Here is a 12636-nt window from a genome sequence, read left to right as displayed (position 1 = left end):
GATGACAGATTCGCCGCGCGGACGGGATGCCTAGCGTCGACCGCATGCGGCTGGAACTCGTGCCGATCGGCACGGTCGTGGGCGGCCGGACGGATCCCCACGACGACGACTGGAGCGTCGAACGCGCGCTCATCCGGCTCGACGCCGACCGGTACGGGCCGGAGTCCCTCGCCGGGCTCACCGACTTCTCGCACCTCGAGGTGGTGTTCCAGTTCCACCTCGTCGCGCCGGAGGACATCCGGCAGGGCGCCCGGCGCCCTCGCGGCAACCCGGACTGGCCGCTGGTCGGGATCTTCGCCCAGCGCGCCAAGAACCGCCCCAACCGGCTCGGCGTCTCGCGGTGCCGCCTGCTCGGCGTCGACGGACTCGACGTCCACGTCGCCGGGCTGGACGCGATCGACGGCACACCGGTGCTGGACATCAAGCCCTACCTGGTCGAGTTCGGGCCGGCCGGGGAGATCACGCAGCCGGTGTGGGCGACCGAACTGATGCGTAGCTACTACTGAAGGAGATCGTCATGTCGGATGTGATCGTGGTGGGCGCGGGCCCCACCGGCCTGCTACTCGCCGGTGACCTCGCGGAGGCCGGCGTCTCGGTCACGCTGCTGGAGAAGCGCGACGGAAAGATCTCGAACCTGTCCCGCGCCTTCGTCGTGCACGCCCGCACGCTCGAAATGCTCGACGCCCGAGGACTCGCGGAGAAGGTGGACCAGACCGGGGTGAGCCGCCTCGCCGACGCCCGGCTGTTCGGGCGGGTCGACGTGAACCTCGGGCGCCTGCCGAGCCGTTTCCCCTACCTGCTCGTCACCGCGCAGTACAACGTCGAACGGGTGTTGCTGGAACGAGCGGTCGCGGCCGGGGTGGATATCGTCTACGACGCGAAGGTCACCGATGTGCGGCAGGACACGGCCGGTGTCTCGGTCGACACGCGAGAAGGCACCCACCGCGCGGCCTATCTGGTCGGCACGGACGGATTCCACAGCACGGTGCGCCAGGCACTCGGTCTGCCCTTCCCCGGCAAGTCGGTGCTGAAATCGATCATGCTGGCCGACGTGCGGCTGCGGGAGACACCGCCGGAAACGTTGACGGTCAATGGTTTCGGCACCGAGTTCGCCTTCATCGCACCGTTCGGCGACGGCTGGTGGCGGGTGCTGGCCTGGGACCGCCTTCGCCAGTTGCCCGACGATGCCCCGCTGGACCTGGACGAGATCCGCGCGGTCACCAAGCGGGCGCTGGGCACCGACTTCGGCATGCATGACGCGCGGTGGATGTCCCGGTTCCACAGCGACGAGCGGCAGGCTCCGCGGTACCGGGTGGGACGCGTGTTCCTCGCGGGCGACGCCGCACACGTCCATTCACCCGCCGGCGGCATGGGCATGAACACCGGACTGCAGGACGCCGCCAACCTCAGCTGGAAGCTCGCCGCCGTGCTGCGCGGCGAACCCGAGTCGCTGCTCGACACCTACCAGACCGAGCGGCACCTGGTGGGCAAGCAGGTGTTGCGGCTCAGTGGCACCATCATCCGGATGGCGATGCTGCGGCCGCGGATCGCCCGCGCCCTGCGCGGTCTCCTCGGCCCCGCCGTCGTGCGCGTCCCGGCCGTCCACCGCCGGTTGACCGGACAGCTCAGCGGCGTCGGATTCCGGTACCGCGCGCCCCGCGGCGAGCACAAACTCGTCGGCGCCCGAATGCCGGACATCCCGCTCGCCGACGGCACGCGGCTGTACGAAGCCCTCCGCGGCGGCAGGTTCGTTCTCGTCGGCGACACCAAACCCGATGGCTGGACCGGTGAAATGCACCTCGCGGAACCCGCCGAGCCGGTCGATCGCCCCATCCTGGTGCGCCCCGACGGCTACATCGCCAAGGTCTTCGACCCGCATCGCTGAACAGACGCTCGGCGAACGCCACCAGCGGGTACCGGCCGCGAGTTTCGATCTTCAGCTCGCCCTTGGTCACCTCGGGGACGTCGGGTGCGGGCCGTCGAAGCGGCGGCGGTCCCGACTCATGGTGGTCAGTTCCCGATGGCCGATTCGAAGTCCGCCAGCCACTTGCGGAAGTCCTCCGGTCCGTACAGGTAGACACCGGGGCCTGTCTCGGTGTCCGCCCCGCTGAGCCAGTCGAGTGCCTCCCATACCGCCTCGTCCTCGACCAAGCCCGCCTCCTCGCCTGATCCACGGCGTGGCCCAGTCCGAAGCCTGACCAGGGGTCAGCTTTCCGCTGGCGAGGCCGGCCAGAACTCCGCGGACCTCCTCGTGGGTCGGCTCCGGACGGTCCCCTTCATCGATCGTCATGCGTCAATCCTGTTCCCCTCGGCGTCGCGCCACCCAGTCGCGTTGCGCCCGCTGTCCATATCGAGGTCGGCGCGCTGGACGAAACTCTCCTCGTTACTGGCGTGTGGCTCGCGGACGACGAAGCTACGCCACCAAGACTCATCACGACCAGCGGTCTCGAAGGCCTCGATGCTGGCGAGTACGTGCGAGGTAAAAGGTTCGGGGAGACGAACGTCGTGGTCGTCCACGTAATGCTTGAGTCCCTCCGGCCATACATACACCCCATCGCTCAACTCGAGCGCACCGTTTGCCCGACCGCACATCCGGCACGGGGAGAAGCCCATGCAGGCTCTCACGACGAAGCCTCTGCCGAGATAGTCCGCGACCTGGTCGCGCTCGTTGGCGTCCCAAGACGAGTCTACGAAATCCTCCGGGGAGGGCCAGCGGTCGTCCGCCGGCCATCCTCGCCCGGCCTTCCGCCGCCAGTACCCGATCAGAATCAGTTCGGATCGAACCATCGCCACCGAGAGTTTTTTCATTGGATAACTCATGACCCTTCGCAGGTATTGGTACTGGACGTTGACTTGTGAGTCTCACTGGCGGCTGGTACCTGTATCGCGAAGCCCAGCGGTGATGCGGGCCACATCCTCCTCCTCGCGCGCTCGAAACCATCGGGCTGCCGGCCGGAACACCAGGAACACCGCACCCATCCAGATCAGGACAAGGACCGTTGGGCCGGCCAGCAACACCCACCACCCTCCGTTCAGCAACCGAGCGCCATTCGCCAACCCGATCAGGAATTCAACAGGGACGAACAGGGTCGCACCGGCCAGCACGCCCCCCGCCACGATGCGGGCAATCCACCACAGCACACTCCGCCATGCCGACGGGAAGAGGAGGAGCGCCATACCCGCCCATGCCGCGGTCAGGATCGTGGGCGTGCCAAGCAGGCTTGACCAGGTCAGAAGCGGACCGTAGTCAGCGCCGTTGATCAGCACGAGCATGACGAGAATGCCACCAAACAACGTCGCAGCGCTCAGAGCCACCATGAGGATGAGGCGCGCGAACCACCAGAACGTCTCCACAGCCTCATTTCCTAGATCACGTCTGGCCCGCCGACAACCACAGAGGCCCACTGGGCCCTGACGAAACTCAGGGCAGCACGCCCACCAGGGCGAGCCCGAGCAGGCGCCGCGCCGTCGCGGCGTCGCCTTCGGTGGCCAGGGACACGGCCGTCACCAGGGAGCAGGTCGTCTCCCTCGGGGCGGACGGCAGCCAGGTGTGCGCGCGGTTCACCAGGTCCGTCGTCGCGTCGCGGATCACGGCGTAACAGGTTTCGCCGGCACCCAGCGAAGCCGCCAAGCCCCGGGTTTCCGCGGCGGCGCCTCGTGGGCTGAGGAGAAAATCGCCGCGTTCGGCGGTGATCGGGGCCAGGTCACGCTCGCCGAAGAGTCCGCGGGAGCGATGAGCGTGACCACTCTGCTGTCCATGGAGCGGAGCCGTGATCTCTTCGCCCGGCCATCGCGCAGAGCGGCAGCGCCCTCCGCTTCATCCGCGACGGCGCCCCGGGCTGGCCGGCCTACCTTGAGGCGACGACAGTTCGCGATAGCACGGTGGGAAACGGGTCATCCACGGGGCGGGTGTACCGGGTCCATCCGAACAGGACGGACCCGGTACACCGGCCAGTGCCTGCGTGGTTTCCACCTCGGTCACGACAGCGGGAACGCACGGGTGCGGGCGTCGAGGAGGCCGATCTCCGGCGATTACGAACATCGTCCGGAACTTCGACAAACGTGGCGACGCCCTGACGATCGAGCCTGTCGGAACGCATCGGAGGCCCCGAGGACTGGGCCGGGAGCGTGCCGAGCACTCTGCCGTGGGAACAGGTTCTCGACGACGCGATCAGCGCCTGGGAATGAGCGGTCTAGCTGGATCTGCCCCGCCCTCGAGTACGAGGGTGGTAGGCCCAACGACGAATTCCTGACTCGCTCTGATTGGCCGATGCGCGCCAGGATCGTTCGCGAGGTGCTGTCGGAGTCGCAGGAACTCTCGCTCCTGCAGAGGTTCTGCGACCTGGCGATCTCCCTCGCCGAACGCCGGGGGGAACGGCCGAGCGCATCGCTGGACCGGCTTCACGAGCGGATCGACGACCTGTCCATCCACCTGCCGTCGGACCGGCTCGCGGAGAAGAAGGCGGAGCGTGAGCGTCCCGACGACCTGGGCGTCTACCGCGAGCTCGCCGAAGACCGTCACGGTGAGCTGGTCCGCGAAGAGCGGATTGCGCAGGCACATGTCATTGCCGCTCTCGACCGGCTCACACCTCCCGAGAGGTACTTCGGGGTGCAGGGACGGGTGTTTGGTCGGGCGGCCGCGCTCCGCGAGTGGCGCTGGATCGCCACGTACGCGCCGACCGCCGTTCGCTCACGCGATGCCCGTGGCGCCTGGCTGGTCCGCACGGCCCGCGCCGCCGGCCGCCTGACCGGTTCGCTGCGCAACCGCACTCTCTACCTCTGAACACCAAAGTCGCGCTCCGTAGCGGACAATTCCGCGTGAAACACACCTGTGGGTGTCCCCTCCCTGGTTTCCGCCCCGGGCGCACCGAGGTATACCGCCAGCGTTCCACCCGAGCGCGTGGCAGCTGTTTCCCTTGTCAGCCTCCATTCACCACTCACAAGGCCGGTCTCCTGGACCCGGCAACCCTACGTCGGAAGTAATGTTCATGTTCGTAGATCTCATCTTCGCCAACGCCGCCATCCAGACCGGCGATCCCACCCGACCTCGTCTGGAACCGGGTTACCTGGCCGTCACGGATGGGCACATCGCAGCGATCGGCCCTGGTGACGTGCCACCCGAGTACACGGCGCCGCCGGGTGGCATTGTCGATCTCCACCGGCAAGGCCTACTCATCCCCGGTTTCCACGATGCGCACATCCATGCCCTCGAGGGCGGCCTGAAAATGATCCAATGCAATCTCCACGACTGCCGGACAGAAGATGAATACATACAAAAAATAAGAGACTACGCCCATGGGCGTGCCGGAACCCGTGAAGACCATCCGTGGATTATCGGCGCGGGCTGGACCATGGGCACCTTCACCTCCGGGCAGTGGCCCGACAAGACGATTCTCGACGCGAAGCTGCGGAACGAACGACCGATCTGCCTCGACGCTCGGGACGGGCACGCGACCTGGGTCAACAGCGCGGCGCTGACACTGATCGAACAACATTTCAAGAATGCGTCATGGTGGGACGACAAGGATCCCGACTGGGAAAACTGGCAAAAGGGTATGTTTTTCGAAGGACCGGCGGGTTTGGTCAGCTCTCTCGCCAAAGAGCTTTCGCCACCGTCGGAAAAGGACTGGCAAGACGGCCTCGAGGAAGCCCAGAAACAGTTGCACAGATGGGGGATAACCGGCTGGCAGGACGCCCTCGTCTCCGACACGGTGCATCATCAATATCTCAAGGCCGCACAGGAGCGCAGGCTCCACGGCCGAGTGACCGCCGCCCTTCCCTTGTCTCTCGACACCAATTGGAGTGACGAACTCGAGACCAAGTGCGGCGACAAGCTCAGGAAGTTCAGCAAGATGAGACACGAGGCCGATCCGTTTCACGGCACCTATCGGGTCGAGTCGATCAAGATCTTCCTCGACGGAATCATCGAAAGTCGTAAATCCGCACTCAGTATGCCGTATTTGGGCGATGACCACCACCCCAAAGAGTGGGCCGGTCCGACCTTCATTCCCCTGGAGCTTCTGCGCGATCTGGCAAGGAAGATCGCGTTGGACGACAACGACTTCGCCATGCATTTCCACGCGATCGGGGACCGCGCTGTGCACGATGCACTCGAAGCCATCCGGGTCGCCCGGGAAGCGGGCAGCAACGGCCGCCACCAGATCGCACATCTGGGAATCGTCAGCCCCCACGATATCGCCCACTTCAGCAGTTTGAACGCGATAGCCAACATCCAGCCGCTGTGGGCGAGCCACGGAAAGCAGATGGACGACTACACGATTCCGATCCTGCCCCGGCGACTGCATCCCTGGCAGTATCCGTTCGGGTCACTCAAGAAGGCGGGTGCCCGATTCGCCGGCGGTAGCGACTGGTCTGTCACCAGTGCTAATCCGCTAGAGGAGATGCATGTCGCAGTCCATCGGACGGAACCGTACACCGATCCCGAGGTCAATCCGTTCTATCCGGAGCAGAGGATCGACCTGGACACTGCGTTCGCGGCCTACACATCCGGCTCCGCCTACGCCGGCGGTTGGGAGGGCGAGGCCGGCATGTTGCGTGAAGGCAACTTCGCCGACCTCGTGCTCCTCGACCGCGACATCTTCGAACCCAATGCCCGTCTCGACCGCGTGCAGGTCCTCGAAACCTATGTCGACGGCAACCTGGTCTACGCACAGGCTTCGGCGGGGAGTCCCACCGCTGCGGCCAGCAGGAGGGTTGCGGCCCCGGACGGGGAGAGAGTGCCCACCCGGGTCCCGCAATGGTGAAAAAGCAGCTCCTATGCTGCCATGCTCGATGTGCCGACCGTCACCGTTTCCCGCAGGACCGGAACCGCCCCCTCGCCGGCTCCGGGTGCGCCCGTCTCACATCGGTTCGACCGGCAGGAGTGGCACGACGATGCGGGGCCGGGCATAGGTGCTCTCGCTGATCTGCAGGTAGGTCTGAAAGTAGGGCTTCGGTAAAACGACGTCGCGATACTCCGCGAGGTCATGCCACCCTTCGGAAAGAACGAAGACGTCGGGTTCGGTCATGGATTGACCGACGTGCAGGTAGATGCAGTTCGGCTCGGCCCGCGCGCTGGGAAGCACCTCGCGCAGGGCCGCCAGGAACTCCTCCCGGCGTTCGGGCTGGATGGTCAGGGTGACGTTCATGAACAGCGGTACACCTGGCTGGGCACTCGTCCACAGGTCGGCTACTCGCTGCTGCGGGTCTGCCGCATTGTCCTGTTCGCTCATCGGGCCATGCCTTTCTTCCGAATCGTTTGCGTGCCTGGACCTTGCACTGCCAAAGCGGCGTGTGCGTGGAACTTCGGGTGTTCTCCCAGGGTTCTGCGGCTGGGGTTCAGGAGGCGACGTGGAGGACGAGTTTGCCGTGGGTGTGGTTGGATTCGCCGCGGGTGTGGGCCTGGGCGGCCTGGTCGAGCGGGAACACTTCTTCGACTTGCACGGTCACCTTGCCGGAGTCGATGAGGGCGCCGATGGTGGTGAGTGCGGGCCCGTCGGGCTCGACGAGGAACGGTGTCACGCGCATGCCCTTCGCTTCGGCCGCGGCGGCCAGTTCGAGTGACACGCCGGCGGGGATGGCGACGAGGAGCCCGCCGGGGCGCAGCACCTGTAGTGAGCGGGTGCTGGTGTTGTCGTGGTGGTCGCCGACCAGGTCGATCACGGTGTCGACGTCGGTGACCGCGTCCTCGAACCGGACGGTGGTGTAGTCGATGACCTCGTCCGCGCCGAGCGTGGTGAGCCAGTCGTGGCTGTCGGCGCGGGCGGTGCCGATCACGTGGGCGCCGAGGTGTTTGGCGAACTGGACCGCGAGGTGCCCGACGCCGCCGGCGGCGGCATGGATCAGCACGCGCTGCCCGGGCTGGAGGTGCGCGGTGTCCACCAGGGCCTGCCAGGCGGTGAGCGCGGCGAGCGGCACCGCTGCGGCCTGTTCGTGGCTGATGCTGGCGGGCTTGCGGGCGAACTGCCGGGCCGGCGCGGTGACGTACTCGGCGTAGCCGCCCGCCACCCGCGGGAACCAGGGCATGCCGTAGACCTCGTCGCCCTCTTTCAGGGTGGTGACGCCGAAGCCGACCTTGTCCACGGTGCCGGAGACGTCCCAGCCCAGGATGAACGGTGGCTCGCCGAGCACGCCCGCCATTCCGGCCCCGGCCCGGGTCTTCCAGTCCACCGGGTTGATACCGGCCGCGTGCACCTTGACCCGGACTTCGGTCGGCAGCGGTTCGGGGCGCGGTACTTGCTCCACCGACAGCACGTCGGGGCCGCCGATGCTGTGTTGCAGGACGGCGCGCATCGTTGTGTCGGACACTGGTTTCTCTCCCTGGATTCAGCTGCCCGGAAAGACCGGAACTGTCTTCCCCGTGACACGCGAAACGTATCTCCAGGGATATAGTTACCCGCAAGGGCTAGAACTTCCCAACGGGAAGCATCCAGGTGAGGGGCTTGTCATGACTACCGTATGCCTGACCGGGCAGCACTCCGACCACGACGTCTACGCCGCGCAGTGCCCCTGCCGGGCCATGCTGGACCTGCTGGCGAACAAGTGGTCCGCCCTGGCCATCGGCGCGCTCGAGGACGGTCCCCAGCGTTTCGGCGAGCTCCAGCGGCACCTGCAGGGAATCAGCCCGAAAGTGCTGACCCAGACGTTGCGGCGCCTGGAAGAGTTCGGCCTCCTCGATCGCACCGTCTACCCCGCCGTGCCACTACACGTCGAATACTCCCTCACCGAACTCGGACACAGCGCGGCCGTGCCCCTTCGCATGCTGCGCAGCTGGGTCGAAGACAACATCGACAACGCCGCACGCACCGGAGCAACGGCGGCATCCTGCGCCAGCGAGACCACAACCAACCACTGACAACACCACAGCCCGGCGGCCGTCCCGACCGCCGGGGTACTCGTGCCGATGAGCGGCTCTGGGGCGGGGTCGCGGCCGAGCAGGGTCGAGCGCACCTCACTCCCGTCGAGCGCGAGCCAGCCAGTCTTCGAACTTCAGAACAAGCCTCTCCAGTCGCACCTCGAAATCGACGACAGAGATTTTTCCGCCATCGAATGATCGTCGTGCCCCGGTCAGCTCGTCAAGCATCGAGCGCCTCAGAGTTTCTTGCAAAGATACACATTCCTTAGATCGGTCTACGATTTTCGAAGGCATCATTGAAAATGCTGCTGAGCCACTGGAACCGCCGACGGCAGGCAGCCGTGATCTTGCACCGTCCGGCAAGGAGCGATCACCCCGTTTGCTCCGCCCAAATGGCCCGGTCGAGAGCGGTGCGGGGCCGACCGACGGTGTTTCCGGCATCAACCGGGACGCCCTCCCGCAGCAGGCGTGCCACCCGCTCCACATCACCGGTTTCCGCCGCGTACCCCAACTGTTGTATCGCATCCACGATAATGAATTCTGCAGTCTCTCCGAGATGGCAGCACGCCTGGACCATCTTCCCTTTTCCGAGCTGTTGGTTGCCTATCCGCGCCGCTTCGGCCCGAGAGGACGGGGTGTTTAAAATATCACCGGGAATAAGAGAGAACACGCTCGACATCGCGCGCCTGAGGCGACGACTTGGCCGCACCGACCTCAGCGGACAGCCACCGTGCTGCCCCGGCCCGCGACACGCTCCACCAGAATTTCGCGACTGACCGGTCCTGAGTGTGTTCAATGGTATTCGCCGCTGGGCGGGCACGGTGGCCTCAGGTCCGCCGTGCCATAGCGGGCCGCCTGCGTGGCCCTGATCTCGGCCCAGATCATCGGCTCGATCGAACTCGCCTCCGGGAAGGTGCTCCACAACTCGACGGCCCACTTCCTCAGGTCGACCTGCCCGAACGGCACGACCGTCGCCGAAGCGGGCAGAGCCTCCGGCCGGGCACCCGCCAGCAATCTGGGCTCGTCCTTGAAAATCTTCAGGAACCGTTGGTACGCCTCATCCTTGGTCTCGGTGTACACCTTGCCCACCCGGTGATCATCGTGCAGCACCTCCGCGATCCGCCTCATCTGCGCGTCGGACTCGACCCTGATCACAATCTGGTCCGCACACACATCGTGTCCCGCGATGGGCAGCACCGGGGCCGGTGTCCACGGGCCAGCGGCGGTGTCGTCATCCGGCCACAACAGGAACACCACGGTGCCCGCGACGACAAGAATCGCGGCGAGCGCCACCAGGAGAAAACGGCGGCGCGGGAAAGGATCGGCTCTCGGGGCTTCGTCCACGACGACACCCTAGCGGAGGCGACCACCGGCCCTACCGCCGTTTGATTGCCCAGCCGGGTACTCGTCGAATGCGTGGTGTCGAGCGGCGTCGGCGACCGAGCAGAACTCCCCCGCCCCCGCCGAGGACGAGCAGGATCGCACCACCCGCGTACCACAACGGGTTCGGACTCGCCGCCGGTGCGGGGGCCACGGGTAGCACCGCGGGCCCGGCCACCGGGGCGTTCTCGGTGGAAGGTTCCTGCGCAGCCGCGACGGAACCGGGCGCGAGATCGGGCTGGGCACCGGCCGAGGCACCCGCGACGGTCAGCACGGGCGAGGGGAACTCCGGCGCGCCCGGCCCGGCCTGGATCTGGTTCCACGCCACCGTGTCACCGTTGGAATAGGTCTGGACCAGGACGAAGCCGAGCGACGGGTGATCGGGCAACGGCCCGGCGTGCACGGTGAAATCCGCCACCTGATCGGGCCGGAGCGGATGTCCGGGCTGGGCGGTCCAGGTGATCTCGTGCGAGCCCGCTCCCGGGGTGGCGGTCCAGCCGCCCACCGGGTCGATCCCGGTCACCGTCAGGTCGGCGGGCACGGTCAGCGACAGCCGGATCGTGCCGGCGACCTGTTCCTCGCTGGGCACCCGGAACTGCAGGGTCGCGGGCATCCCGACGACGGCCTGGGGCGCCCGCACCCGGACGTGCGCCTGCGCCGATCCGGCCAGCAGGACCAGGGCGGCCGCGGCACCGGCTACCGGCGCCGCGATACGCGGAAAACGGTTCACAGCGGTGTCCTCCCGGTTCGGCCGGGGTGGACGGCGACGCGGCGCGCGTCCACCCCGGAGTCTCGATCAGCAGCAGCAGTCGCAGTAGAAGAGATCGGCGGCGGTGACCACCTTCCCGCCCATCCCGGCGGCCAGGTCGTTACCGGTCGACGAGGCGGGCCGGTCGGTGCTGCCGATCGGCTTGATCGAAATGCTCTTGCCGTCGAACATCGCGAACGCGAGTACCTGCGGCGCGTTGCCGTTCGCGTCGGTGGTGAAGGTGACCACCGCGGTCTCGCCGCCGTCGGCGCCGACGCTGTCGGCTTCGAACGTGGTGTTCGCGGCGAGCCCGCGGGCCTGCAGGTCGATCATGTCCAGCCCGGCGACGGGACGGACGGTCGCCTCGAGGTGCCGACCCTGGGCCGGATTCATGGTCTCGCCGTCCGAACCGTCGGGCAGCGTGGTGGGGATGTCGTGCCCCTGCTGACCGAGCCCCTGGGTGGCCAGGTTCGGCGCTCCGCCACCGGGGGCGGCGCCGGGAACGTAGACCAGCGCCTGCGGCTCCTGGCCTACGCCGATCGTGCCGGTCACCTGGTTGGTGGCGGTGTCGATGACGTCGACCTGGTCCGACTTCTCCATGCCGACGTACATCCGCGTGCCGTCACCGCTGGGCCAGATGCCATGTGGCGCGAGACCGTGGTCGTGGATCGTCGCGGTCAGCGGCGGGGCGCCGGCGGGCGTGAGCCGGTAGACCAGGGTCTCGTCGAGGCCGCCCACGGTGAGGTAGGCGTAGGTGCCGGTCGCGCTCCGGGCGAAGTTCGGGTGGTTGGTGTCCGGCCCGGTGCCGAGGACCGCCTGCACCCTGCGGTGCACCAGGTCCACCACGGTGAGTTTGCCGGCTCGCTTGTGCGGAACCCACAGCTGTGTGCCGTCGGGCGAGATCGCCAGGTCCGAGGCCAGCGAGTCGGCGAGACCGGTGATCCGGCCGACGACGCGGCGCGAAGCGACATCGATCACGGTGATCTCGGGCACGGTGAAGTGGTTGACGTAGGCCAGTTTCCCGTCCGGACTCATGACCACTTTGGACGGGTTGTCGCCCACGTCGACAGTGGTGATCACCCCACCGTGGACGGCGTCGACGATGGTCACCGTGTTGCGTCCGCGATCGGCGACCCAGAACTGCCTGCTGTCCGCGGTGAACCAGCCCTCGTGTGCGGAACGGCCGACGTCGGTGTGGCTGAGCACCTTGTTGGTGGCGGTGTCCACGATGTCGACGGTGTCGCTGCCGATGCTGACCACGGCCAGTTCGCGGTGGTCCGGCGAGTAGGCCAACCCGTGCACGTTTTCGTCCCGCAGGTACTGCGGGTTGAGCGTGTTGGACAGGCGCTGCGCCCCGAGTGCGATGGTGCCCAGCACCTTGTCGCTGGACGGATCGATCACGGTGACCGTGTTGGACGTCTGGTCGGCGGTGTATACCCGGTCCTGGGACGACACCGGGATCGGCCGCTGATAGGCGGCCTCCGCCGCCGACGCGGGATCCGGCGCGGCGGCGGCCTCGATGCCGCCCGACGACGCGGACACCACGCCCACGGCCGCCGCCACAGTCCCCAGGGTGGCCAGGGTGGCCAGGGTGGCCAGGGTGGCCAGGGTGGCCAGGGCCCTTCGGGCCCGGCGTTTGCGCGACATGCTCACT

The 12636-nt window shown here is 67.1% G+C and carries 15 protein-coding genes and 1 pseudogene; 6 read left to right on the top strand and 10 right to left on the bottom strand.

Annotated features, from left to right (window positions below; translation table 11 throughout):
• Positions 1-44 precede the first annotated feature (44 nt).
• Positions 45-506 (top strand): SAM-dependent methyltransferase, encoded by a 462-nt coding sequence (locus tag ORV05_RS08580; protein WP_268757905.1) that lies wholly within the window; start codon positions 45-47, stop codon positions 504-506.
• Between the two features lie 11 nt (positions 507-517).
• Positions 518-1885, top strand: a complete 1368-nt coding sequence (locus ORV05_RS08575; RefSeq protein ID WP_268757904.1) for an FAD-dependent monooxygenase — start codon at positions 518-520, stop codon at positions 1883-1885.
• A gap of 125 nt (positions 1886-2010) precedes the next feature.
• Here the strand turns inward: ORV05_RS08575 and ORV05_RS08570 are convergent, their stop codons facing one another.
• From ORV05_RS08570 to ORV05_RS08555, 4 genes are all read right to left on the bottom strand, one after another.
• Positions 2011-2151, bottom strand: coding sequence for a hypothetical protein (locus ORV05_RS08570; protein ID WP_268757903.1), 141 nt, complete (start codon positions 2149-2151; stop codon positions 2011-2013).
• Between the two features lie 135 nt (positions 2152-2286).
• Positions 2287-2808 (bottom strand): hypothetical protein, encoded by a 522-nt coding sequence (locus ORV05_RS08565; RefSeq protein WP_268757902.1) that lies wholly within the window; start codon positions 2806-2808, stop codon positions 2287-2289.
• Positions 2809-2862: 54 nt separating this feature from the next.
• Positions 2863-3354: a hypothetical protein gene (locus ORV05_RS08560; protein ID WP_268757901.1), complete on the bottom strand. Its 492-nt coding sequence runs from the start codon at positions 3352-3354 to the stop codon at positions 2863-2865.
• A gap of 67 nt (positions 3355-3421) precedes the next feature.
• The gene (locus ORV05_RS08555; protein WP_268760093.1) at positions 3422-3631 is read right to left on the bottom strand and encodes a hypothetical protein; all 210 of its coding nucleotides are present in this window, start codon (positions 3629-3631) and stop codon (positions 3422-3424) included.
• On the opposite strand from ORV05_RS08555, the pseudogene ORV05_RS08550 reads away from it, so the two are divergent.
• The 3 genes and pseudogenes from ORV05_RS08550 to ORV05_RS08540 all read left to right on the top strand — a co-directional run.
• Positions 3551-3727, top strand: a pseudogene (locus tag ORV05_RS08550) (hypothetical protein); the annotation flags it as partial. The gene ORV05_RS08555 and the pseudogene ORV05_RS08550 sit on opposite strands and share 81 nt — an antisense overlap.
• A gap of 543 nt (positions 3728-4270) precedes the next feature.
• A complete protein-coding gene (locus tag ORV05_RS08545; RefSeq protein ID WP_268760092.1) occupies positions 4271-4783 on the top strand; it encodes a hypothetical protein in 513 nt (170 codons plus the stop codon).
• Between the two features lie 205 nt (positions 4784-4988).
• Positions 4989-6764, top strand: coding sequence for an amidohydrolase (locus ORV05_RS08540; protein ID WP_268757900.1), 1776 nt, complete (start codon positions 4989-4991; stop codon positions 6762-6764).
• 96 nt (positions 6765-6860) lie between these two features.
• Here the strand turns inward: ORV05_RS08540 and ORV05_RS08535 are convergent, their stop codons facing one another.
• Positions 6861-7232: a putative quinol monooxygenase gene (locus ORV05_RS08535; RefSeq protein WP_268757899.1), complete on the bottom strand. Its 372-nt coding sequence runs from the start codon at positions 7230-7232 to the stop codon at positions 6861-6863.
• Between the two features lie 106 nt (positions 7233-7338).
• A complete protein-coding gene (locus ORV05_RS08530; protein WP_268759737.1) occupies positions 7339-8292 on the bottom strand; it encodes an NADP-dependent oxidoreductase in 954 nt (317 codons plus the stop codon).
• A 154-nt stretch (positions 8293-8446) separates the two neighbouring features.
• On the opposite strand from ORV05_RS08530, the gene ORV05_RS08525 reads away from it, so the two are divergent.
• The gene (locus ORV05_RS08525; protein ID WP_268757898.1) at positions 8447-8854 is read left to right on the top strand and encodes a winged helix-turn-helix transcriptional regulator; all 408 of its coding nucleotides are present in this window, start codon (positions 8447-8449) and stop codon (positions 8852-8854) included.
• Between the two features lie 370 nt (positions 8855-9224).
• Here ORV05_RS08525 and ORV05_RS08520 read toward each other — a convergent pair whose 3' ends face one another.
• The 4 genes from ORV05_RS08520 to ORV05_RS08505 all read right to left on the bottom strand — a co-directional run bounded on the left by ORV05_RS08520 (position 9225) and on the right by ORV05_RS08505 (position 12629).
• Entirely contained in the window at positions 9225-9533 is a 309-nt protein-coding gene (locus tag ORV05_RS08520) for a hypothetical protein (RefSeq protein WP_268757897.1), read from the bottom strand.
• Between the two features lie 113 nt (positions 9534-9646).
• The gene (locus ORV05_RS08515) at positions 9647-10198 is read right to left on the bottom strand and encodes a permease-like cell division protein FtsX (protein ID WP_268757896.1); all 552 of its coding nucleotides are present in this window, start codon (positions 10196-10198) and stop codon (positions 9647-9649) included.
• A gap of 31 nt (positions 10199-10229) precedes the next feature.
• Positions 10230-10964 (bottom strand): DUF1775 domain-containing protein, encoded by a 735-nt coding sequence (locus tag ORV05_RS08510; RefSeq protein WP_268757895.1) that lies wholly within the window; start codon positions 10962-10964, stop codon positions 10230-10232.
• A 66-nt stretch (positions 10965-11030) separates the two neighbouring features.
• Positions 11031-12629, bottom strand: coding sequence for a beta-propeller fold lactonase family protein (locus ORV05_RS08505; protein WP_268757894.1), 1599 nt, complete (start codon positions 12627-12629; stop codon positions 11031-11033).
• Positions 12630-12636 lie beyond the last annotated feature (7 nt).

It is taken from the genome of Amycolatopsis cynarae (genome assembly GCF_026802195.1).
Taxonomy (GTDB): Bacteria; Actinomycetota; Actinomycetes; order Mycobacteriales; family Pseudonocardiaceae; genus Amycolatopsis_E; species Amycolatopsis_E rhizosphaerae.
This window is presented reverse-complemented; position numbering and strand designations above follow the sequence as displayed.